A 23,764-nucleotide genomic window follows, 5' to 3' on the forward strand; every position below is an offset into this window, starting at 1 on the left:
AACATGAACACATTATTTGATGCTATTAAAGAGGCCCATCAGGTATTACGCCCTCAAGTGAGAGTGACGCCGCTGGAATATAGCCCATTGCTGTCCCAGCACAGTGGTTGTGAAATCTATCTCAAATGTGAGCATCTACAGCACACCGGTTCCTTTAAATTTCGCGGAGCCAGTAACAAATTGCGTTTATTAACTGACGAACAGCGCCAACAAGGTGTTATCACCGCGTCGACCGGTAATCACGGGCAAGCCATGGCACTGGCCGGGAAACTGGCGGGGGTTAAGGCCACTATTTATGCACCGGAGCAGGCGGCGGCCATCAAATTAGAGGCTATCCGCGCACTGGGTGGAGAGGTTGAACTGATTCCAGGGGATGCATTAAATGCCGAGCTGGCGGCTGATAGCGCCGCACAACAGCAAGGCAAAATCTATATCTCACCTTATAACGATGAACAAATTATCGCCGGACAAGGGACTTGCGGCATGGAGATGGTTGAACAGCAGCCGAATCTTGATGCTGTCTTTGTGGCGGTCGGTGGCGGTGGGCTGATTTCCGGCATTGCAACCGTACTAAAGAAACTCTCTGATAAAACTCAAATTATTGGGTGCTGGCCCGCCAATGCCACCAGTATGTATACCAGTTTGGAAAATGGCCAAATTCAGGAAGTGGCGGAGCAAGAAACCCTGTCTGATGGCACGGCCGGAGGGGTTGAACCGGGGGCGATAACTTTCGCCCTTTGCCAGCAATTAATTGATCAGAAAGTGCTGGTGAGTGAGCAAGAAATCAAAGATGCGATGCGCTTGATCGCCCGCACTGACCGCTGGATGATTGAAGGCGCTGCTGGGGTGGCGTTAGCGGCAGCGCTGAAACTGGCACCGCATTGGCAAGGCAAGAAAGTTGCGGTGGTATTGTGCGGGAAGAATATCGTGCTAGAAAAATACCTGGGAGCGGTCAGCGAATGATTATTCTGAGTAAGCAGCAGATTCTCGACAAGTTCAATGCTGATGCCATCACGTTACTGCTCAAACAAGGCTTTATTGCTTTTAGTCAAAAACAGGTGCAAATGCCCCCAGTGCAGCACTTGCTGTTTGAACAGACCAATGGCGATTGCTGTATTAAAAGTGGCTATTTGCAGGGCGATAGACAATTCGTCGTGAAAGTTTCGGGCGGTTTTTATGATAATCCCGCTAAAGAGCTAGCGAGTAACCAAGGGTTGATGATGGCGTTTTCTGCCCAAACCGGCGAGCCGCAAGCCCTATTACTGGATGAGGGCTGGTTGACCGCGCTGCGCACAGCATTGGCTGGGCGAATTGTTGCCGAGCTATGTGCACCAAAACATATCAGTGCCATAGGTATCGTCGGCACCGGCATGCAAGCACGACTGCATCTGACGTACCTGAAAAGTGTCATTCCATGCCGCCAGCTATGGGTCTGGGGCCGCAGTGAGACAGCATTAGAGGAATACCGTCAATATGCTCAGGCGGAGGGTTTTGAAGTCAATATCACCTTGGATGCCGCGGTGTTAGGCCGTCATTGCCAGTTTATTGTGACCACCACACCCAGCCGAGAAGCTATTTTACAAGCTGTAGATATTCAGCCAGGAACTCACATTACGGCAGTCGGTGCTGATGGTGCAGGTAAGCACGAACTGGCCCCTGAACTGGTCGCCAAAGCCGATAAAATCTTGGTGGATTCATGGGAGCAATGCACTGAATTTGGTGAAATCTCATCAGCATTTCAACAGCGACTATTAGCGCATCACACCTTAACCGAGATGGGTACAGTTTTAGCTCAGGGCGTACCTTTCAGAGACAATGAACAGCAGATTACCTTAGCGGATTTAACCGGATTAGGGATTCAGGATGTGCAAATAGTGAAAGGGATTCTGGGGCGATAAAAGAGAGGGTAGGCTTTTATATTCTCTCTGTTGACTCTAAAAGCACATTTGAGCTGCCGAGTGAAGAATGCAGCCAGGGAAATCCGGCAGGACGCCGGATTTAGGCGTGCTTGAGCAAAAGATTGCAAATCACGCCGTCCCGCCAGTGTAGTGATGAGCCGAGTGGCACCCACGAAGTGGGCAAACGATACGTGCAAAAGCGCAGGGGTTCCAAGAGGGTTACGCGCTTGTAACCCCTTTGGCGGCTGAGGCATCGGAAGTAAGCTGAGCGCCGATCTCATATCAACCGAACCAAGCACCTAATTTGTAATAGAGCAGACCCAATCAAAACTCAGAGCACATATTTCTCAATGGCCAGCGCGACACCATCTTCAATATTAGTGCCTGTCACAAACTGCGCTATCTCTTTCAGTTCGGGAATAGCATTTCCCATTGCAACACCCACGCCGGCATAATTCACCATCGCAATATCATTACCTTGATCACCCAGTGCCATTACATTTTCCTGCGCAATGCCTAAATGATCAGCCAGCATTTTCACCCCCGTCCCCTTATCGACTCGTTTACTCAGAATCTCCAGGTAAAAAGGCGCACTTTTCATAATAGTGAAACGCTCAAAAGCTTCAGCGGGCATCATTTTCAATGCACGGTCCAGTTTTTCTGGCTCATCAATCATCATCACTTTCGGGAAGCGTAACTTGGGATCCATTTCCTCTACCGCCCGATATTTCAATGGGATACCGGTTATGAAAACTTCATGTAGGGTATATTTGCTGATGTCTTTGTTGGCGGTATATAAAGTCTCAAAATCAAAAGCCTGGAAACTGACCCCCATTTCGCGCGACAAAGCTTCGAAATAGAGATAATCCTCGAAATTAAGGGTTTCCTGTAAAATACACTCACCCGTGGCCGCTTTTTGTACTAATGCGCCGTTATTGCTGATGCAATAATCGCCACTATTTTCCATATTCAGTTCGCGTAAATAACGTCGGATTCCGATATAAGGCCGCCCCGTCGCCAGTACCACACAGACCCCTTTTGCCCGAGCGGCATCAATAGCCTGCTTTACTCGTGGAGTGATTTCATGTTGTGTGTTCAACAACGTGCCGTCCATATCGATAGCAATTAATTCAATAGCCATAGGCCCTCACATTTTCTTGGCGAATACTCCATGCTAACGCGATTCAGCGCTGAAATGCTAGTAAGTCCGCGTCCGTATACAGCACAAATACTAGCAAGATAAGAATTCGCAAGATTACGATTATCAAGTAAAAAAAAGCCCAGAAACAGTTTCCTGTTCTGGGCATTTCTATCTGACCTATAAATTATCAGGTCAATAACTTATCTGATTAGATATCGATATTCGCTGCGCGCAACGCATTCTCTTCGATAAAGGCACGGCGAGGTTCAACCGCATCCCCCATCAGCGTGGTGAATAACTGATCGGCAGCAATGGCATCTTTCACCATAACCTGCAGCATACGGCGGCTGGTTGGGTCCATGGTAGTTTCCCACAACTGCTCTGGGTTCATTTCACCCAAACCTTTATAGCGCTGGATGGCCAAACCACGACGAGACTCTTTCACTAACCAGTCCAGTGCATCTTCAAAGCTTGAAACCGGCACACGGCGCTCGCCACGTTCAACAAAAGCACCTTCCTCGACTAAGCCACGGAGTTTATCGCCCAACAGGCAGATTTTGCGATACTCACCACCGTGGATGAAATCAAAGTCCAGATCATAATCGGTATCAACCCCGTGGGTACGAATACGCAGCACCGGCTCGAACAGTTGACGCTCACGGTTTTCGCGCACCACTGAACTGTAGCTGCTGCCGTGCTGTTCTTTCTCGTTCAGCAACACCACCAGCGAATCAATCCATTGCGTCACAACCTCTTTATCGGTCAAATCCTCTTCTTGCAAGGTTGGCTGATAAATCAGGTTATTCAGCAAAGCACGCGGATAACGACGTTCCATACGGCCAATAGTCTTCTGGACGCTGTAGTGCTCGGCAACCAGTTTCTCAAGATGTTCGCCCACCAGCGGTGGGGCATCAGCATTGATATGCAAAGCCGCGCCATCCAGTGCCAGAGTCATCTGGTACTGCTCCATCGCGTCATCATCTTTGATGTATTGCTCTTGCTTACCTTTCTTCACTTTATACAGTGGCGGCTGAGCGATAAACACATGACCACGCTCAATAATTTCCGGCATCTGACGATAGAAGAAGGTCAACAACAACGTACGGATGTGCGAACCATCCACGTCGGCATCGGTCATGATAATGATATTGTGATAGCGCAATTTGTCCGGATTATATTCATCCCGGCCAATACCACAACCCAGCGCGGTAATCAGCGTTGCCACTTCTTGTGAAGAAAGCATTTTGTCAAAGCGCGCTTTCTCGACGTTCAGGATTTTACCTTTTAGCGGCAAAATGGCCTGATTTTTACGGTTACGGCCCTGTTTAGCTGAGCCGCCCGCAGAGTCCCCTTCCACTAAGTAGAGTTCGGACAATGCCGGGTCGCGTTCCTGACAGTCAGCCAGTTTGCCTGGCAAACCAGCCAAGTCCAACGCCCCTTTACGACGCGTCATTTCACGCGCTTTACGTGCCGCTTCACGAGCACGGGCAGCATCAATAATCTTGCCCACGACAATTTTGGCGTCAGTTGGGTTTTCCAGCAAATACTCAACCAGCTTCTCGTTCATCAGCGTTTCGACCGCCGTTTTCACCTCAGAGGAGACCAGTTTATCTTTGGTCTGTGAGGAGAATTTAGGGTCTGGTACTTTCACGGAAACCACGGCAATCAAGCCTTCACGGGCATCATCACCGGTGGCACTGATTTTCGCTTTTTTACTGTAGCCTTCTTTATCCATGTAGCTGTTCAGGGTACGGGTCATCGCCGTACGGAACCCCACTAAGTGAGTCCCCCCATCGCGCTGTGGAATGTTGTTGGTGAAGCAGTAAATGTTTTCCTGGAAACCGTCGTTCCACTGCAATGCCACTTCCACACCGATATCGTCTTTCACGGTAGAGAAATAGAACACTTTCGGATGGATCGGGTTTTTGTTTTTGCTTAAATATTCAACAAACGCCCGAATACCACCTTCATAATGGAAATGGTCTTCTCTATCGTTACGTTTGTCTTTCAGTTTAATTGAAACCCCAGAGTTCAGGAATGACAACTCGCGCAGGCGTTTAGCCAGGATTTCATACTGGAATTCGGTGTTATTGGTGAAGGTCTGGAAACTCGGCCAGAAACGCACGGTTGTCCCGGTCTGATCGGTTTCACCCACCACTTTCAGTGGTGCCTGCGGCACACCCATTTTGTAAGTCTGCTCGTGAACTTTACCTTCACGGCGAATCACCAGCTCCAGTTTTTCAGACAAGGCGTTAACAACTGAGACACCCACGCCGTGCAAACCGCCGGAAACTTTATACGAGTTATCGTCAAATTTACCGCCAGCATGCAACACGGTCATGATGACCTCAGCTGCCGATACCCCTTCCTCGTCATGCATACCGGTTGGAATACCGCGGCCATCATCCTGTACAGAAACCGAGTTATCCGAATGGATGGTGACAATAATTTCTTTACAGTGACCAGCGAGGGCTTCGTCGATAGCGTTATCCACAACCTCGAATACCATGTGGTGCAGACCGGTACCGTCATCAGTATCACCGATATACATGCCCGGACGCTTACGAACTGCATCCAGCCCTTTTAATACCTTGATACTTGAGGAGTCATAAGTATTCGACATCAACGTTTCTCGCTCATTTTTAATCCTGTGGTTGAACCTCTATTTTGCCATGTTCCACGCGGAACATCTTGCCCTTTTCGCCTACCATGTCGGCCACTTGCTCAGCACTCACTGCGCTGACAAAAACCTGTGCCTGGGTAGCTTTTAAACGCTCGGCCAATAAACGACGACGGCCGGTGTCTAGTTCGGAAGCAAAATCGTCAAGCAGATACAGGCAACGCCGCCCGCTCTGTCGGGTGAGAAACTCACCCTGCGCTAACCGCAATGCGCACATCAGCAATTTAAGCTGACCACGCGATAGCAAATCTTCTACCGGCGTACCATCGGCCCGAATGCGAAAATCCGCTTTATGTGGCCCGACGGCGGTATAGGTTAGCGCTCTGTCACGCTCAAACTGCCGTTCCAGCAACTCACCATAGTCACTCTCTTTATCCCAACCGCGCTGGAAAGAGAAACTCAGGGCGAACTCTGGCAGGAACAGCGCGCATGTGGCTGAAATATCTGCCGCAATGGCGTCACTGTATGCCGCCCGCCACTCACTAATACGCTCAGCCAGCGGGATAATTTCCTGATCCCAGGCCCGGATTTGCGCATAGCGACTCACCTGGCGCAGCGCGGCGTTGCGCTGCTTAAGTAATCTTTTCAGATTGCTCCAGGCCATAAAAAAACCGGGTTCATTATGAAAGCAACCCCAGTCTAAAAAGGCACGCCGAAATTTTGGCCCGCCATTCAATAAAGTAAACCCTTCAGGAGTAATCAGTTGCATTGGCAACAATTGCGCCAATTCAGCCACTTTATGACCATCAGTGCCATCAATGCGCACCTTGGTATCACCTTGTCGGCTTTTGCTCAGCCCCACGGACGACTCACGCTCATTAGCATCAACCCGACCGTGCAATATAAACCCGGCACATTCGTGACGAATCACGCGGCCCGCCTGCAAACTACGAAAAGCGCGGCCATGACCTAAGGTATAAATCGCCTCCAGCACACTGGTTTTACCACTGCCATTGGGGCCCACTAAAAAATTAAACCCCGACGCCAGTGCCAAGTCTGCCGATTCGATATTACGAAAATCTTTAATTAATAAACGCGTCAGAGCCATGCTTTACAAACGCATTGGCATGACAACGTACGCCGCAGCCTGACTGGCGCCATCTTCAATCTGCACGCTGGAGACCGAGTCGGTCAGTAACAGACTAACATCTTCGCACTTGAGCGCATTCAGCACATCGAGTACATAGCTGACGTTGAAGCCGATCTCCATTTCTGCCCCATCGTAGCTAACATCGAGGATCTCTTCCGCTTCTTCCTGTTCAGGGTTATTCGCGGTGATTTTAAGCTGATTTTGACTGACATAGAGCCGAACGCCACGAAACTTCTCGTTGGACAAAATCGCCGCGCGAGCAAAGGCTTGTTTCAGCAAATCACAGCTCGCTTTCAGTGTTTTGTCCGGGTTTTTCGGCAATACACGGCGATAATCAGGGAAACGGCCATCAACCAGCTTGGAGGTGAAAATGAAATCACCCACATGGGCGCGGATATTGTTACTGCCAATTTGCAAACGTAATGGCGTGTCGCCACCATCCAGCAACCTGACCAACTCCATCACGCCTTTACGCGGCACGATAACCGAATGTGACGGTAATGTCTGGCCAATGGGCATCGCACAAACCGCTAACCGGTGACCGTCAGTTGCGACAGTGCGCAGTTCTTCACCCTCAGTCTCAAACAACATGCCGTTCAAGTAATAACGCACATCCTGATGGGCCATTGAGAACTGAGTGGACTCAATCAGACGCTTTAAAGTTGCCTGCGGTAAAGTGAATTCAACTTCACTCTGCCAGTCATCCAAATTCGGGAAGTCTGCGGCTGGTAAGGTAGACAGTGAGAAGCGGCTACGGCCAGAGCGCACCAATAGGCGGTCACCATCAAGTGCGACTGTAATCTCCGCGCCTTCCGGCAAACCACGCCAGATATCAAAAAACTTCCGTGCGGGCACAGTGGTTGCACCCTGCTCATGAGGCTGAGACAGCGCCACGCGCGCCACCATCTCCATTTCAAGATCGGTACCGGTCAGCAGCAAAGAGCCTTCGGTGACTTGCAGCAACAAGTTACCTAAGATTGGCAACGTAGGACGTCCACCCAGCGGGCTACTGACCTGTTGCAGCGGTTTTAGCAGATGCTCACGTTCAATGATAAATTTCATAGCGCTAGGAGGATAATGTTCTGATTAAGTTAGAGAAATCTTCTTTGATGTCGTGACTTTCTTCACGCAATTGTTCAATCTTGCGGCAAGCATGCAACACCGTGGTATGGTCGCGGCCACCAAACGCATCGCCGATTTCAGGCAGGCTGTGGTTGGTTAACTCTTTCGCCAACGCCATCGCCATTTGGCGCGGGCGAGCTACCGAACGGGAACGCCGTTTGGAGAGTAGGTCTGCGACCTTAATTTTATAATATTCTGCGACAGTTTTTTGAATATTATCAATAGTGACCAGTTTTTCCTGCAATGCCAGTAAGTCACGTAGAGCTTCACGAACAAAATCAATGGTGATTGCTCGGCCAGTAAAATTGGCATTGGCGATCACACGATTCAATGCCCCTTCCAGCTCACGCACGTTGGAACGCAGACGCTTGGCAATAAAGAACGCGACCTCACCGGGCAAGCGAATATTATTTTCATCCGCTTTTTTCATCAGAATCGCGACCCGGGTTTCCAGTTCCGGCGGCTCAATCGCCACCGTTAGGCCCCAGCCAAAACGCGATTTCAAACGATCTTCTACCCCATTGATCTCTTTTGGATAGCGATCTGAGGTCAGAATGATCTGCTGATTACCTTCCAGCAAAGCATTAAAGGTGTGGAAAAACTCTTCCTGGGAACGCTCTTTATTGGCAAAGAACTGAATATCATCGATTAATAACGCATCAACCGAACGATAATAGCGCTTAAACTCTTCTATTGCGTTGTTCTGCAAGGCTTTTACCATATCTTGCACAAAACGCTCTGAATGCATATAAACCACTTTGGCATTCGCTTTACGGGCGATAATGCCATTCCCCACGGCATGTAACAGGTGGGTTTTACCCAAACCTGTGCCACCATAGAGGAATAGCGGGTTGTACGCGCCACCCGGATTATCCGCAACCTGACGTGCTGCTGCGCGGGCCAGTTGGTTAGATTTACCTTCAACGAAGTTATCAAATGTGTGTTTCGGGTTCACATTCGAACGGTAAGAATGTTCAGGTTGAGCGGGCGAACTGTCCCAACTCGGGCGTACAGGTGCGCTGCGGGTAACCGGAGCAACAGGCGCGCTAACGTTGGCTGTAACTGGATGACTGTGTGCTGCTCTTACCGCGGGTTTACTCCCGACTTCAAAACGTAGTAAAGGAACCTCGCTGCCACAGAAATCATTAAGCAAGCCATTGATATTGTTTAAGTACTTATCACGGACCCAGTCCAGTACAAAACGATTAGGTGCGTAAAGCGCCAGAGTATTGTCACTCAGTTCCGCCTGTAGGGGGCGTATCCACATACTAAATTCTGTGGCAGGTAACTCATCCTGCAATCGGGCAAGACACTGCTGCCAAAGCGAAAGTGACACGGCGGACTCCACTCGAACAAGATCAATAAAAGAAAGAAATCAGGATTTTTTGTAACTCATCGTTTTTGACACACGCCTATATGGCCTGTAGCAAGCCAAAGTGACATGCGAACCGTTTTTCGGTTGTTTTACGACTAACATCCCCCCAAGATCACTGGAGTAGTGATCCCAGAGTAGTGGGTGTGATCGGAATGGCGGATCATAGCGCAAAAGGAGCAATAGATCCTCCCCTTCCTCACAGATTAGATCCTTTTTATCCACAGGCGATAACTTCTGTTGGGAGTGTAACCTAGCGCACAGCTTTTCCTGCCCTTATCGTCCGCGCTCCCGACGCTTTTCGGAATATACTGGAATAACTTTCCCCTTATCCCAACCCTGATCCTCATTAATCTACAAAGGATCTCACCGCGATCCTTGCGATTTATCAGGGAGTCCGTATAATCCTCAGCCCTACGTGTGATGCCTGTTTCTCTTGATGGCCTTGGCCAAAAAGAAACCAGCGGTGAACACGGACAGGCTCTTGGTAAACTCCCATACAGAAAACTTCTGTGCGGGCGTGCGCAATGTCAATTGACTCAGGACTGTACAATTATTACAATCCCGCTTCTTTATATGTTGCGATTGAGGCGTCGGTGTCTTCACTCCGAGCAGCCAAACGCGTTTACTGAATCAGTAATTATTTTAAGTTTAGGTAGAAATCGCTATGAAACGCACTTTCCAACCGTCCGTATTGAAGCGCAACCGTAGCCACGGTTTCCGTGCTCGTATGGCCACCAAAAATGGTCGTCAAGTTCTGGCTCGCCGTCGTGCGAAAAGCCGTACTCGTCTGACTGTTTCTAAGTAATAAAAGCTAACCATCTCAATGGTTAAGCTAGCATTTCCTAGGGAGTTACGTTTGTTAACTCCCAGTCATTTTACGTTCGTCTTCCAGCAGCCACAACGGGCTGGCACGCCGCAAATCACCATCCTCGGCCGCCAGAACGAGCTGGGGCATCCCCGCATCGGTCTTACCGTCGCCAAAAAACATGTCAAACGTGCTCATGAACGTAATCGGATAAAGCGCCTAACCCGCGAAAGCTTCCGGCTGCATCAGCATACGTTACCGTCTATGGATTTTGTCGTTTTGGTGAAAAAAGGTGTGGCTGACCTCGATAACCGTGCGTTGACAGAAGCTTTGGAAAAATTATGGCGTCGCCACTGTCGCCAGGCTCCCGCATCCTGATCGGGCTAATCAGGGGCTATCAGCTCGTGATAAGTCCGTTGCTGGGGCCGCGTTGTCGTTTCCATCCGACATGTTCTCATTACGGAATTGAGGCATTGCGCCGGTTTGGGATGATAAAAGGCAGTTGGTTAACACTGAAACGCGTATTAAAATGCCACCCTTTGAACCCAGGTGGCGATGATCCCGTGCCGCCGAAACCCGACGATAACAGAGAACACTAACGATGGATTCGCAACGCAATCTTCTACTCATCGCTCTGCTGTTCGTGTCTTTCATGATCTGGCAAGCCTGGCAAGTGGACAACAATCCACAACCAGCCGCTCAGACCACGCAACAGACTGCGAATACTGCTACCGGTGATAAAGCAAGCCAGGCTGTGCCAGGCAGTGGTCAGGGCCAACTGATTACTGTAAAAACTGATGTGCTGTCTCTGACCATTAATACCCGTGGTGGTGACATCGAGCAGGCTAACCTGCTGGCTTACCCGGATGCTCTGGGTTCAGATAAAACTTTCGAATTACTGGAAACTACTCCGGCGTTCATTTATCAGGCACAAAGTGGCCTGACAGGTAAAAACGGCCCGGACAATCCAGCTAACGGTGAACGCCCACTATTCGAAGCGCCTCAAACCAGCTTTGTATTAGCTGATGGCCAAGACGAACTGCGTATTCCATTGACCTTCACAGGCAAAGATGGCTCCGTCTTCACCAAGACGTTTGTGCTGAAACGTAACGATTACGCCATTGGCGTGGATTATCACGTTAAAAACGCCTCTGCTGCCCCGCTGGAGCTGACGCTGTTTGGCCAATTAAAGCAAAGCATCAACTTACCTAAACACCGTGATACCGGCAGCAATAACTTCGCGCTGCATACTTATCGTGGTGCGGCTTACTCTTCTGATGAAACTAAATATAAAAAATATAGCTTTAGTGATATCGAAGATAAGAGCCTGGACATCACCACCAAAGGCGGTTGGGTTGCTATGTTGCAGCAGTATTTTGCAACAGCGTGGATTCCAGCAGCTAACGAAACCAACACTTTCTACTCCGCTGACTTGGGTAACGGTCTGGCTGCTATCGGCTTTAAAGGTGCACCAGTAGTCATTCAGCCGGGTGAGCAGAAACAACTGGGTGCTACCTTGTGGGTTGGCCCGGAAATTCAGGACAAAATGGCGGCCATCGCGCCACATCTGGACCTGACTGTTGATTATGGTTGGTTATGGTTTATTTCTCAGCCACTGTTCAAACTGTTGAAATTCATCCACAGCTTTGTCGGTAACTGGGGCTTCTCCATCATTGTTATTACCTTTATCGTGCGCGGTATCATGTACCCGCTGACTAAAGCGCAATATACCTCGATGGCGAAAATGCGTTTGCTACAGCCTAAACTGGCTGCCATGCGTGAGCGTATCGGCGACGATAAGCAGCGTATGAGTCAGGAAATGATGGCGCTGTACAAAGCTGAGAAAGTTAACCCACTGGGTGGCTGCTTACCGCTGGTCATTCAGATGCCAATCTTCCTGGCGTTGTACTACATGTTGATGAGTTCCGTTGAGTTGCGCCATGCGCCATTCATCTTGTGGATTCATGACTTGTCAGCACAAGACCCGTACTACATTCTGCCAATTCTGATGGGTATCACCATGTACTTCATTCAGAAGATGTCACCGACTACCGTGACTGACCCGATGCAGCAGAAGATCATGACCTTCATGCCGGTTATCTTCACTGTATTCTTCCTGTGGTTCCCGGCTGGTCTGGTACTGTACTATATTGTCAGTAACCTGGTGACCATCCTGCAGCAACAGTTGATTTATCGTGGTCTGGAAAAACGCGGCTTACACAGCCGTGACAAGAAAAAATAATCCACAGCGATAGTCATAAGTATTAAAGGGCGGTCAATATGACCGCCTTATTCTTTTTATAGAAGCCTGAACACTTTCAGGCTTGTGCAAAAATAATAAGTTAAAGAGAGATATAACCATGAGCACCACTGATACTATCGTGGCACAAGCAACCCCCCCAGGCCGTGGTGGCGTTGGTATTTTACGTGTTTCAGGTCGTGCTGCTACAGTGGTCGCACAGGCGGTTTTAGGTAAATTACCCAAGCCACGCTATGCCGACTATCTGCCATTTAAAGATGTCGATGGCAGCACGCTGGATCAAGGTATCGCTCTTTACTTCCCCGGCCCGAATTCTTTCACTGGCGAGGACGTGCTGGAACTACAAGGTCACGGTGGTCCGGTTATACTGGATTTACTGTTAAAACGTATTCTAGCTCTGCCAGGGCTGCGCATTGCCCGCCCGGGTGAGTTCTCTGAGCGCGCATTCTTAAATGACAAGTTGGATTTAGCCCAAGCAGAAGCGATTGCCGACTTGATCGACGCCAGTTCAGAACAAGCTGCGCGTTCGGCGGTAAACTCATTACAAGGCGCATTTTCAGTGCGGATCCACAAATTGGTGGAAGCACTTACTCACTTGCGAATCTATGTCGAAGCTGCGATTGACTTTCCTGATGAGGAAATTGATTTCCTGTCTGATGGAAAAATTGAAGGCCAGTTAAACGGCGTAATGGCAGATCTGGAGCAAGTACGCACTGAAGCCCGGCAAGGCAGTTTATTGCGTGAAGGGATGAAAGTGGTTATTGCTGGCCGCCCAAACGCCGGTAAATCCAGTCTACTCAATGCGTTAGCAGGCCGAGAGGCCGCAATTGTCACTGATATCGCAGGTACCACCCGCGATGTATTGCGGGAACATATTCATATCGATGGGATGCCATTGCATATCATTGATACCGCAGGCCTACGTGAAGCCAGTGACGAAGTTGAACGCATTGGCATCGAACGTGCGTGGAATGAGATAGAACAGGCTGACCGCGTGCTGTTTATGGTGGATGGAACCACCACGGATGCCACTGAACCGGCTGCTATCTGGCCAGAGTTTATGGCGCGGTTACCTGCTACGCTCCCCATCACCGTGGTGCGTAACAAAGCTGACATTACCGGTGAAACCTTGGGTTTAACCGAAGTAAATGGTCACTCACTTATTCGCTTATCAGCGCGTACCGGTGAAGGTATTGATCTGCTGCGCAGCCATCTCAAGCAGAGTATGGGCTTTACCAGCAACACTGAAGGTGGTTTCTTGGCGCGCCGCCGCCATTTACAAGCGCTGGAAACTGCTGCACAGCATTTGGTACAGGGCCATGAACAGTTAGTAAGCGCTTACGCCGGTGAACTACTGGCGGAGGAACTGCGTTTAGCGCAACAGTCATTGAGTGAAATTACCGGCGAATTTAGCTCAGATGACTTACTGGGGCGAATTTTCTCCAGTTTTTGTATCGGAAAATGAGTGTGATGCCATAGAGCTGCAGCAGATTATCGCTAATTTTGATAATCTGGCTCTATGAGTCTGAATCGCCCATCAATCTGAACTGAATATGGCTCGAACACTTAACTTTATTCATAAACTGAGGTATCCATGATTATAAAACCACGTGTACGCGGCTTTATCTGTGTGACTGCACATCCGACGGGCTGCGAAGCCAACGTCAAAAAGCAAATTGACTATGTCACAGCAGAAGGCACAATCGCTAACGGCCCAAAACGAGTATTAGTGATTGGTGCGTCAACTGGATACGGGCTGGCAGCCCGCATTACAGCAGCATTTGGTTGTGGTGCCGATACACTGGGCATTTTCTTTGAGCGTCCGGGCGAAGAAGGCAAACCGGGAACCTCTGGTTGGTACAACAGCGCCGCATTCCACAAATTCGCTGAACAAAAAGGCCTGTACGCAAAGAGTATCAATGGCGATGCTTTCTCTGATGAGATTAAGCGCCTGACCATTGAAACCATCAAACAAGACTTAGGTCAGGTTGATCAGGTTATCTACAGTTTGGCCTCGCCACGTCGTACTCACCCGAAAACCGGTCAAGTGTTTAACTCCACACTGAAACCTATCGGGCATGAAGTTAAATTCCGTAGCCTTGATACTGATAAAGAAGTTATCAAAGAAGCCGTGTTGCAACCGGCCACTCAAGAAGAAATCGACAACACGGTCGCCGTCATGGGCGGCGAAGACTGGCAGATGTGGATTGATGCACTGCTGGAAGCGGGTGTGTTGGCTGAAGGCGCACAAACGACCGCGTTCACCTATCTGGGTGAAAAAATCACTCATGATATCTATTGGAATGGCTCTATTGGCGCGGCCAAGAAGGACTTGGACCAAAAAGTTCTGGCGATCCGCGATAGCTTGTCTGCCCACGGCGGCGGTGATGCCCGTGTTTCTGTGCTGAAAGCAGTTGTGACTCAGGCCAGCTCTGCGATTCCAATGATGCCACTGTATTTATCGCTATTATTCAAAGTGATGAAAGAGAAAGGCACTCATGAGGGCTGTATCGAGCAGGTTTATGCGCTGTATAAAGACAGCTTGTGTGGCAACACGCCGCACTTGGACCAAGATGGCCGCCTACGTGCTGATTACAAAGAACTGGCTCCTGAAGTGCAAAGTCAGGTTAAGCAGTTGTGGGATCAAGTCACCAACGACAATATTGACCAATTGACTGATTTTATCGGCTATAAGACCGAGTTCTTAAATCTGTTTGGTTTCGCGGTTGACGGTGTTGACTATGAAGCCGATGTTAATCCTGATGTGAAAATCCCTAATCTGATTCAGGGCTAATCCAGACAACCCGCTGTGCGCCGTACAGCGGGTTGATTATTCACTCATTAACATCTCCTCTCATGATATTCTCCTGATAGACCCAGATTATTATCCTATATATCGATAATAGATAAGTTAAGTTTATATTCTTCGTTTACGGATCACTCAATAGCCTGCAACCTTGTGAATAAATTCCTCTTTAGAGTCTGAATTAATATTTATTCCACAGGGAAATGATGATGAGAATGCGTTCGCTGGCAATATCCTTATTTAGTTTAATTATTTTAACCTCACTGAATGCCCATAGTGAGGAGAAGAAAATCATTAAGTTAGGATTTAATCCTGGCCCTTATAAAGAGCAATTTGAGAAAGGCGTAGCGCCTTATCTAATAAGTAAAGGCTACAAGATTGAATATAAAGATTTCAATGATGGAATCCAGGTCAATAATGCAGTCAGCACCGGTGAAATTGATGGCAACATCATGCAACACCCGGTTTATCTGCAAGCTATAAATGACCGATTACGCATTGATAACACAGGAATTGTACAAGTCCCTACGCCCCCGATGGGCCTCTATTCTAATAAGCACAATACAGAAGACAAACCCAAAGATGGTGCATGGATTTCAGTCCCGAATCAGCCCTCAAATGAATACCGAGCCGCGCTTTTACTGCAATCTATTGGCTGGATAAAGCTGAAAGAAAAAATTGATCCAGCCACTTTCTCGCAAAAAGACATTGCAGAAAATCCGTATCATTTGGTGATTAAAGAAATGGATAACGCACAGCAAGTCAGAGCATTGCCTGATGTTGACTATGGTGCTATCCAAGGTAACTTTGCTGTTTCTAATGGCATAAAACTCACTTCAGCCCTGCAACTTGAAAAACCTACCGCTCAGTTTGTCAATGTGGTGACCGTTGCCGGTAAGAATAAAGACGCCGAGTTTGCCAAAGATATTATTGCGGGATATCACTCCCCTGAATTTAAAAAATACATTCTGAGTAACGAAAAATACACCGGTTATATGCTGCCTGATTATCTAAACTAATGGAATAACAGATGATTGAGCTTCAGCATATTTCCAAGACGTTTGAGCGTAAAGGTATCAAACTACAGGCTCTTAATGATGTCAATTTAACCGTCGAGGATGGTGATATATTTGGCATCATCGGCTACAGTGGCGCGGGGAAAAGCACCCTATTACGCATGGTTAATTCACTGGAATGCCCAACTGTCGGAAATGTCATTATTGACGGCAAGAACTTGCATGATTTTAGCCATGAGCAACTCCGGTTACTGAAAAAAGATATTGGTATGATATTCCAAAACTTTAATTTATTGGAATCAAAAACCGTTTTTAAAAATGTAGCCATGCCACTTATTTTATTGGGGAAAAATAAGAAATTCATTCAGGAACGTGTTGCGGAGCTGCTAGCTTTTGTCGGGCTGGGAGATAAAAGTCACAGTTTTCCGAATGAGTTATCCGGCGGACAAAAACAGCGGGTGGGAATTGCAAGGGCGCTGGCAACCAACCCCTCTATTTTGCTGTGTGATGAAGCGACATCATCACTCGACCCGCAAACCACGGCTCAAATTTTATTATTACTGAAGAAAATTAATCAGCAATACAATATTACGGTGTTGCTGATTACCCATGAAATGTCAGTCATTCAAAAGATCTGTAATAAAGTGGCGGTCATGGAAAACGGCCAAATTATTGAACAAGGTTCAGTATTAACTGTTTTTGGTCATCCAACCCACCCCACGACGATTAACTTTGTTCGTACCGTCATCAAAGACAGCTTGCCCGAGAGTGTGAAAAAGCTATTGGATAACAGCCATGCAGGTCGTCAATTCCGTCTGGCGTTTATCGGGGCAATAGCCACACAGCCGGTGATTAACCAACTTATCAGGCAATATGATATTGGCGTCAATATTCTGTTTGCCAACATGTCAGAGATACAAGACACCACATTGGGCCATATGGTGCTGCTATTAACCGGCGAGAATCACACCATTGATAGCGCCGTTAATTATCTGGCGGGAACAGGGATTGATATACAGGAAATAAATTGATGATCGAAACCGCAATTACATTAGACCAATTTACCCAGGCGCTACGCGACACTCTGGTTATGGTCAGTATTTCATTGGTGATCGGTTCTCTTATTGGTATTCCTTTGGGGATTTTACTGGTGGTGACCCGGCCAGGTGGATTAATTAAGAATAGAACTTTTTATAATATTCTAAATCCTGTTATCAATATCATCCGATCATTGCCATTTATTATTCTGATGGTCGCGATTATCCCGCTCACCCGCCTCATTGTGAACACCACCATAGGAACTCCGGGGGCTATTGTGCCGCTGATTATTTTTATCGCGCCCTATATTGGCCGCTTGGTGGAGAACTCCCTGCTGGACGTTAATCCCGGAATTTTGGAAGCAGCGAAATCGATGGGAGCAACACCGCTACAAGCCATTTGGTATTTCTTACTGCCCGAGGCCCTGTCATCTTTAATATTGGCGCTGACCACCGCTACCATTGGTTTGATTGGCGCGACCGCCATGGCGGGTACCGTCGGCGGCGGCGGGATTGGTGATTTAGCCATTACTTATGGCTACCAGCGCTTTGATACTTTTGTCACAGTCACTACCGCGATTGTATTAATTATCACCGTACAGTTAATCCAATCACTGGGTAATTTATTTGCCAGTAAAATTCGCCGTGAGTGATAAAAAACCCCTTTCGGCTAGCAAAAGGGGTTAATTTTTTTGGCATAACAGCGATATATACCCTAAATAATTCGGGATGAATGAGCGTAGCCAACACACATGCAGCTTGAAGTATGACGGGTATAAAATTAAACCTTAAAGCCGCTAATCACACTTTCCAACTGCACGGTTTGATCCTGCATAGCTTGAGCCGCTGCCGCCACTTGTTCCACCAGCGCCGCATTTTGCTGCGTTGAGTTATCTAGCTGATTAATCGCGAGATTAACCTGCTCAATACCCAAGCTTTGCTCTTGGCTGGATGACATTATTTCATTCATTAATGACGCCACATTGGAAACCCCGCTCATCAGGTCATCCATTGTCGTGCCCGCATCCGCCACCAGACGAGTACCAATCGTAATATCAGACACCGAGTCTTCAATCAGCTTTTTAATTTCGCGTGCAGAAGTGGCCGAACGCTGCGCCAGATTACGCACTTCAGAGGCCACTACAGCAAAGCCACGCCCCTGCTCACCGGCTCTCGCGGCTTCTACCGCCGCATTCAATGCCAAAATATTAGTTTGGAAAGCAATGCTGTCAATCACACTGATAATATCGACGATTTTCTTCGACGAATGGTTGATTGACCCCATGGTATCCACCACTTTCTTCACCACGGTGCCGCCTTTCACCGCCACTGTGGAAGCATCCATTGCCAATTTGTTGGCATGGCTAGCGTTATCCGCATTTTGTTTCACGGTACTGGTCAGTTCATCCATTGAAGCCGCAGTCTCTTCAATGGAGCTGGCTTGATCTTCAGTACGAGCGGATAAATCCAGATTGCCGCTGGCAATTTGGCGCGATGCCGACGCGATAGCCAAACTGCTTTCGCCGACTTTGCGCATCATTTGCTGCAAATAGTCGATAAAATCGTTGAAACTCTGGTTAATAGCATTGAATTCCGGGCTACTGCTTTGTGGTAAACGCTGGGTTAAATCAGCGCCACCCGCGGATAATGCCGTGATATTCTGCTTCAACACCGCCAGCCGTTTCATAAAGACGCGGATAGAAAACACCAGGAACAACAGCAATAACAACATGATAGGAATCTGTACTAACCCCAGATGCAGTAAAATGCTGTGGCTCTGCTTGACCAATAAACTGGTGGGCAGGTCAGTGACCAAGTACCACGGGCTATTGGCGATGGGGCGGATAAACAGAGTGTGAGAGGTGCCATCGACGTCAAATTCATTTTCCAGTAATTTCTGGTCTTTCATTTGCGGCAATAATCGCAGAGTTTCTGCCGCCATCGGCGAACTGCTGGCAAAATCTGACAGATTTTTTAATTCTGCTTTACCATCCGTCAGGGCGCTGCTCCCCACAATCTTGCCATCAGCTTCGACAATCAGAATGGTGCCATTGACCTTCTGTTCCATCTCTTTAACCAGGCGGTTAAAGAAACCTAAAGTGACGTCAATGGTAGAAACACCATAGATCTCGTCACCTTTATAAATCGCCATTGCGCAGTTGGTTCTTGGTTGCGGGCTGGCATCGTCCTGATAGGCTTTAGCCCAAGCGCAGAAGCCTTTCGGGGCATTTAAGCCATCTTTGTACCAGGGTTGTTCAAAATAATTTTGTGACTCTGGCGAATTCCAGTGGGTATTCACCGTTAATTTATTTTCCCCATTACGGGCAAAGAAAGTGCTGAATTTAATCACCCCTTGCTCGCGTTTATTGGGTAATGGCCAAATCCCACCACCAAAGACATTGCTGTCACCGTATTGATCCACTAACCCCGGCAATAATGAGTCAATGGTATTACTGTCCATGATGGCAACGGCCTGCGTAATACTGCGGGCTTGTGCTTCCACTTTATTCATTTGCGCCGTTATTGCCGTGGCGATTTGGTTAACACTGTTGCCAACAATGGTGCTTTCAGATTGTTTGAGTTGTGGTGTTATAAAAAGCTGAATAACCACCACAGTGATTATCAGTAAAAAAATGAAAAACGCACTAACGAGTAAGGTAAATCGGGCTTGAGTGGTTTTTAGCATTATCGTGTCGCTCAATGTAAGAGAGCTGGATAGCTCCAGATCTATTAACGGCATTTCACGTATAGACTTGATAACAACCAGAAACTATTTTTTCATTTTCTTCCATCGGTCGCAATTTCAATGAAACAAATCCGCAGATGACACTCATTTAAGTTAAATTTTAATGGGTAGCACGTCACTCAAATTTGTCCTACTCTGGAGATGGAACAGCATCATTTATTCACTTATCGGGAGTATGTCATGTCACAGCAACCCCTTAAAATTGTTACCCTATTGGGAAGTCTGCGTAGCGGTTCATACAATGCCATGGTGGCGCGTGCGCTACCTATATTAGCGCCAGCCGGTGTGAGCATCGAAGCATTGCCTGCTATTCGCGACATTCCACTTTATGATGCCGATGTACAACAGGAAGAGGGGTTCCCGACCACGATTGAGGCCATTGCTGAGCAGATTCGTCAGGCCGATGGGGTGATTATCGTGACACCGGAATATAACTACTCAGTCCCAGGTGGGTTGAAAAATGCCATCGACTGGCTATCCCGTTTACCTAACCAACCGCTGGCTAACAAACCAGTGGCGATTCAGACCAGCTCCATGGGGCCAATTGGTGGCGCGCGCTGCCAGTATCATTTGCGCCAAATTTTGGTCTTCCTTGATGCGATGGTAATGAATAAGCCTGAATTTATGGGCGGTGTGATTCAAAGCAAAGTCGATGAACAAACCAAAGAGCTGACGGATCAGGGAACACTGGATTTTCTGGCCAAACAGCTTGCTGCATTTGCCACTTACATTGAGCGTGTTCGGGTGAAATAACCCTCTATGGTTACAGAACCCCCATAGCCTGCGGTATTGGGGGGTTTCTCCGTATCGCGCCCCATGTTATCAATAGCCACTTTATCTTTGCGGATGCTACTCACCCATGGCCGTTAAAATCACTGTCTGGCTTCTCCTGACCCTGATATCCACTTTCTGGCTAGGCTGGTATGGGCTGAATACGCAACAAACCGAGCGAGAAGCGGAGTTTCGCATCATTCACCGCGAACTAAGCCAACAATTGGCCCAGCAGCAGGCAATTTTATTTTTGGCTCTGGAACCGGCTCAACTGGTGCAATTACAACGCCATTTCCCACAGTTAGTCGCAATCAATCAAACACCGGCAGACCCATCTCAACCCGGCCAACTTACCTTGCATATTCAGGAGGGAGATTACCGGTTGGCTAACTCATACAACGGCAGTGGTTTGCAGGTTAATGCCCAGAAATTACTGCAAATAGTGGGCTTACCGCCTCATTTTGATAGCTTAATATTGCGCTATCAGCAGCATCAACTCGCGATTTTGGGCCATTCAGCACCTGAAAGTTTCTGGCAGTGGCAAAAACCGGTGGGCGAAGGGGCACAATCTTTCACTTTAATAGGTCATGCCACCCCGGTTTGGCGTGATTTACCTTGGTTTACCGCCCTGCTGCTTTCGCTGATGACAGCCGCTGCCTTATACAGTTGGCACCGCTGGCAGCAATTGGCTCAGCACCGTTTACATGCTGATCAACGCGCCAAATTTGCTGACCAGGCCAGACTCAATGCTATGGGAGAAATTGCAACCGGCATCGCCCATGAATTAAACCAGCCGCTCACCGCGACATTGACCTATAACCAAACCGCCCTACGGCTGTTACCGCCGCAAGATGAGAAAGTCGCTCCATTGCTGGTGGCCTCTGTCGAGCAAATCAAGCGCATTGCTGCTTTGCTCGATCGGCTGCGAACCTTACTCAGCCGTGGGCAGATAAATTTACAGCCGGTCGTGGTGGCTGATATCTGGCGGCGAGTTAATGTGTTATTGAGCCAAGAAATAACTGCGGCGAATGTGAAAATCATCAATATTATTCCCGCCAATCTGCCCACACTCCAAAGTGACCCTTTATGGCTGGAACAGGTTTTTCATAATTTGCTCAGTAATGCCATTCAGGCTATCCAACAAATGCCGGCCCCAACAATCACTTTCACCATAAAATTTACGCCAAAACAATACATTATTCAGATTGAGGATAATGGCCCAGGGCTAAATCATCAGCAATTAGACAACTTATTTAGCCCCTTCTATACCACCCGAGAGAGCGGGCTGGGATTAGGGCTAACCCTGTGTGAAACATTGGTACAGCGTATGGGTGGCGACATAAAAGCGAGAAACAATGAACATGGCGGCGCTTGCTTTATCTTGATTTTTCCTCTGATGACCGGGAGTACACATGACAAAACACATTTATCTGATTGATGATGATGAGGGTGTTCGTGCTGCGTTGTCCGCGTTACTCTCGACCATGGGTTGGGAGGTTAAGGCGTTCAGTAACGGCCAGATATTCCTCGATAATCTGACGGTTACCCAGCCGAGTTGCGTGCTGTTGGATATTCGCATGCCGGGTAAAAGTGGCATGACAATCTTAGAAACCATTCAAGAGCGTGATAGCTCCCTCCCGGTCATCATTATGACGGGGCATGGCAATGTTGAATTGTGTCGCCGGGCCTTTAAAGGCGGGGCGCTGGAATTTTTGACCAAACCAATTGATGCCGATGTATTGATCGAAACCATCAGCATGGCGCTGGATCAACATGAACAGGCACTGATAGCTTATAAGCAGCAGGCAAGCTATCAACAGTTATTCAACCAACTCTCTGCTCGAGAGCGGGAAGTCGCCACCCTGATTATTCAAGGGGAAACCAGTAAACAGGTCGCCCATATCTTGTCGATATCTCCGCGAACCGTCGAGGCCCACCGCGCCAATATCATTACCAAATTAGAGGTCAACTCGCTGGCATCACTTATTCATCACTACTCATATATCCTACCAATAATATACCCAAAGTAATTGGTGTTGCAGGTAGGCAGCAAGTGAGAGACAAATCGGTCGGGAACCGATTTGAACAGCATTTATGCTAGCCCTTAGGGTGAGCCTCAAGAATGAGGCTCATTAATCCCGATGAGCTTACTTATATAAGGTCAACGACAAGTAAGTGATTCGGGTACGCGAACGCAGCTAACACCCCTGCGGCGTCAAGTGCGCCAATAATCCCCAAAGCAATTGGTGTTGCAGGTAGGCAGCCAGTGAACTCATCCCGATGAGCTTACATAAGTAAGTGATTCGGGTACGCGAACGCAGCTAACACCCCTGCGGCGTCAAGTGCGCAGGGGATAGGTAGAAGTACCTAGTAAAACGGGTAGTTAGCCGAATGTTTTTTCACCACTTTTCGCCGTAGGATAGCTTTACTGTGAGGAATTCACTTCGCTAACAATAAGGATTTTATATGATCAAGCCTATTGCCCTGACTTCTGCCTTATTCATCGGCCTGATAACTCAAGCCTCTGCTGCGGGTCTGAATACTGAACGTAATATTTCTTTGGCACTGGCCACTGATGTAGCCAACCGTACCCTCGCCGTTTGCCAAGCTGATGGCTATAACGTCGCGGTCACCGTCGTGGATCGCGCTGGCATCATCAAGACTGTGTTGCGTGCTGATAATGCTGGCCCACATACTGTAAAAGCCAGTGAACAAAAAGCCTTTACCGCGCTGTCGACCAAAACCCCAAGTGGGACAGTTATGGAAAACAGTCAGAAAACACCCGCGGCCAATAACCTGAAAGATATTCCCGGTTTCTTACTCTTAGGTGGCGGTGTACCGGTGAAAGCTGGGGATGAAGTGGTTGGTGCGATTGGTGTTGCTGGTGCGCCCGGCGGGCATCTGGATGCGCAATGTGCCACAAAAGCACTGGAGCAAATTAGCGCTCAATTGAAGTCATAAGATTATAAATACTACGCCCCCACCCTCGGTGTCGAATATGGGGGCGTGTTCAAAAT

21 protein-coding genes are annotated in these 23,764 nt (G+C 48.2%); 15 read left to right on the forward strand and 6 right to left on the reverse strand.

Translation table 11 applies throughout. The features are described from left to right. The first annotated feature begins 3 nt into the window (after positions 1-3). The gene (locus OVO64_RS06540) at positions 4-963 is read left to right on the forward strand and encodes a threonine/serine dehydratase (protein WP_038637653.1); all 960 of its coding nucleotides are present in this window, start codon (positions 4-6) and stop codon (positions 961-963) included. After that, entirely contained in the window at positions 960-1,898 is a 939-nt protein-coding gene (locus OVO64_RS06545; RefSeq protein WP_050291901.1) for an ornithine cyclodeaminase family protein, read from the forward strand. Before OVO64_RS06540 ends, OVO64_RS06545 begins: the two co-directional genes overlap by 4 nt. Positions 1,899-2,229: 331 nt before the next feature. On the opposite strand, the gene yidA is transcribed toward OVO64_RS06545, so the two are convergent. The 5 genes from yidA to dnaA all read right to left on the reverse strand — a co-directional run bounded on the left by yidA (position 2,230) and on the right by dnaA (position 9,267). Continuing rightward, complete coding sequence (gene yidA, locus OVO64_RS06550) at positions 2,230-3,039, reverse strand: sugar-phosphatase (RefSeq protein ID WP_038637659.1); 810 nt, start codon at positions 3,037-3,039, stop codon at positions 2,230-2,232. A 208-nt stretch (positions 3,040-3,247) separates the two neighbouring features. Continuing rightward, on the reverse strand, positions 3,248-5,662 hold the full coding sequence (gene gyrB / locus OVO64_RS06555; protein WP_038637662.1) for a DNA topoisomerase (ATP-hydrolyzing) subunit B: 2,415 nt from the start codon (positions 5,660-5,662) through the stop codon (positions 3,248-3,250). A gap of 19 nt (positions 5,663-5,681) precedes the next feature. Beyond that, positions 5,682-6,767, reverse strand: a complete 1,086-nt coding sequence (recF, locus tag OVO64_RS06560; protein WP_038637665.1) for a DNA replication/repair protein RecF — start codon at positions 6,765-6,767, stop codon at positions 5,682-5,684. A gap of 3 nt (positions 6,768-6,770) precedes the next feature. Continuing rightward, a complete protein-coding gene (gene dnaN / locus OVO64_RS06565) occupies positions 6,771-7,871 on the reverse strand; it encodes a DNA polymerase III subunit beta (protein WP_038637668.1) in 1,101 nt (366 codons plus the stop codon). A gap of 4 nt (positions 7,872-7,875) precedes the next feature. Further along, positions 7,876-9,267, reverse strand: coding sequence for a chromosomal replication initiator protein DnaA (gene dnaA, locus OVO64_RS06570; protein ID WP_038637671.1), 1,392 nt, complete (start codon positions 9,265-9,267; stop codon positions 7,876-7,878). Between the two features lie 703 nt (positions 9,268-9,970). Here dnaA and rpmH point away from each other — a divergent pair. From rpmH to OVO64_RS06615, 9 genes are all read left to right on the forward strand, one after another. Further along, on the forward strand, positions 9,971-10,111 hold the full coding sequence (gene rpmH / locus OVO64_RS06575; RefSeq protein WP_004393543.1) for a 50S ribosomal protein L34: 141 nt from the start codon (positions 9,971-9,973) through the stop codon (positions 10,109-10,111). An 18-nt stretch (positions 10,112-10,129) separates the two neighbouring features. Then, the gene (gene rnpA / locus OVO64_RS06580; RefSeq protein WP_038637673.1) at positions 10,130-10,489 is read left to right on the forward strand and encodes a ribonuclease P protein component; all 360 of its coding nucleotides are present in this window, start codon (positions 10,130-10,132) and stop codon (positions 10,487-10,489) included. After that, positions 10,453-10,710, forward strand: coding sequence for a membrane protein insertion efficiency factor YidD (gene yidD / locus OVO64_RS06585; protein ID WP_032906726.1), 258 nt, complete (start codon positions 10,453-10,455; stop codon positions 10,708-10,710). The genes rnpA and yidD overlap by 37 nt, the downstream gene beginning before the upstream one ends. A gap of 2 nt (positions 10,711-10,712) precedes the next feature. Beyond that, positions 10,713-12,353, forward strand: a complete 1,641-nt coding sequence (yidC, locus tag OVO64_RS06590; protein ID WP_145589377.1) for a membrane protein insertase YidC — start codon at positions 10,713-10,715, stop codon at positions 12,351-12,353. Between the two features lie 118 nt (positions 12,354-12,471). Continuing rightward, the gene (gene mnmE / locus OVO64_RS06595) at positions 12,472-13,836 is read left to right on the forward strand and encodes a tRNA uridine-5-carboxymethylaminomethyl(34) synthesis GTPase MnmE (RefSeq protein WP_145509791.1); all 1,365 of its coding nucleotides are present in this window, start codon (positions 12,472-12,474) and stop codon (positions 13,834-13,836) included. A 129-nt stretch (positions 13,837-13,965) separates the two neighbouring features. After that, a complete protein-coding gene (gene fabV / locus OVO64_RS06600; protein ID WP_038637685.1) occupies positions 13,966-15,165 on the forward strand; it encodes an enoyl-ACP reductase FabV in 1,200 nt (399 codons plus the stop codon). Positions 15,166-15,386: 221 nt separating this feature from the next. Further along, positions 15,387-16,196 (forward strand): MetQ/NlpA family ABC transporter substrate-binding protein, encoded by an 810-nt coding sequence (locus OVO64_RS06605; RefSeq protein ID WP_038637688.1) that lies wholly within the window; start codon positions 15,387-15,389, stop codon positions 16,194-16,196. 11 nt (positions 16,197-16,207) lie between these two features. Beyond that, a complete protein-coding gene (locus OVO64_RS06610) occupies positions 16,208-17,224 on the forward strand; it encodes a methionine ABC transporter ATP-binding protein (protein ID WP_038637691.1) in 1,017 nt (338 codons plus the stop codon). Then, complete coding sequence (locus OVO64_RS06615) at positions 17,224-17,883, forward strand: methionine ABC transporter permease (RefSeq protein WP_186377429.1); 660 nt, start codon at positions 17,224-17,226, stop codon at positions 17,881-17,883. The genes OVO64_RS06610 and OVO64_RS06615 overlap by 1 nt, the downstream gene beginning before the upstream one ends. 128 nt (positions 17,884-18,011) lie before the next feature. On the opposite strand, the gene OVO64_RS06620 is transcribed toward OVO64_RS06615, so the two are convergent. Then, the gene (locus tag OVO64_RS06620) at positions 18,012-19,916 is read right to left on the reverse strand and encodes a methyl-accepting chemotaxis protein (RefSeq protein WP_038637696.1); all 1,905 of its coding nucleotides are present in this window, start codon (positions 19,914-19,916) and stop codon (positions 18,012-18,014) included. 240 nt (positions 19,917-20,156) lie between these two features. Between OVO64_RS06620 and OVO64_RS06625 the strand changes: the two genes are divergently transcribed. From OVO64_RS06625 to OVO64_RS06640, 4 genes are all read left to right on the forward strand, one after another. Beyond that, positions 20,157-20,729 (forward strand): NADPH-dependent FMN reductase, encoded by a 573-nt coding sequence (locus OVO64_RS06625; RefSeq protein ID WP_038639953.1) that lies wholly within the window; start codon positions 20,157-20,159, stop codon positions 20,727-20,729. A 106-nt stretch (positions 20,730-20,835) separates the two neighbouring features. Further along, entirely contained in the window at positions 20,836-22,185 is a 1,350-nt protein-coding gene (locus OVO64_RS06630) for a sensor histidine kinase (protein WP_145509793.1), read from the forward strand. After that, complete coding sequence (locus OVO64_RS06635; RefSeq protein WP_038637703.1) at positions 22,160-22,777, forward strand: response regulator transcription factor; 618 nt, start codon at positions 22,160-22,162, stop codon at positions 22,775-22,777. Before OVO64_RS06630 ends, OVO64_RS06635 begins: the two co-directional genes overlap by 26 nt. Positions 22,778-23,213: 436 nt before the next feature. After that, on the forward strand, positions 23,214-23,708 hold the full coding sequence (locus OVO64_RS06640) for a GlcG/HbpS family heme-binding protein (RefSeq protein WP_038637706.1): 495 nt from the start codon (positions 23,214-23,216) through the stop codon (positions 23,706-23,708). Positions 23,709-23,764: the final 56 nt, after the last annotated feature.

Origin of the sequence: Yersinia sp. Marseille-Q5920 (assembly GCF_946902935.1) — a bacterium.
GTDB lineage: Bacteria > Pseudomonadota > Gammaproteobacteria > Enterobacterales > Enterobacteriaceae > Yersinia > Yersinia rochesterensis.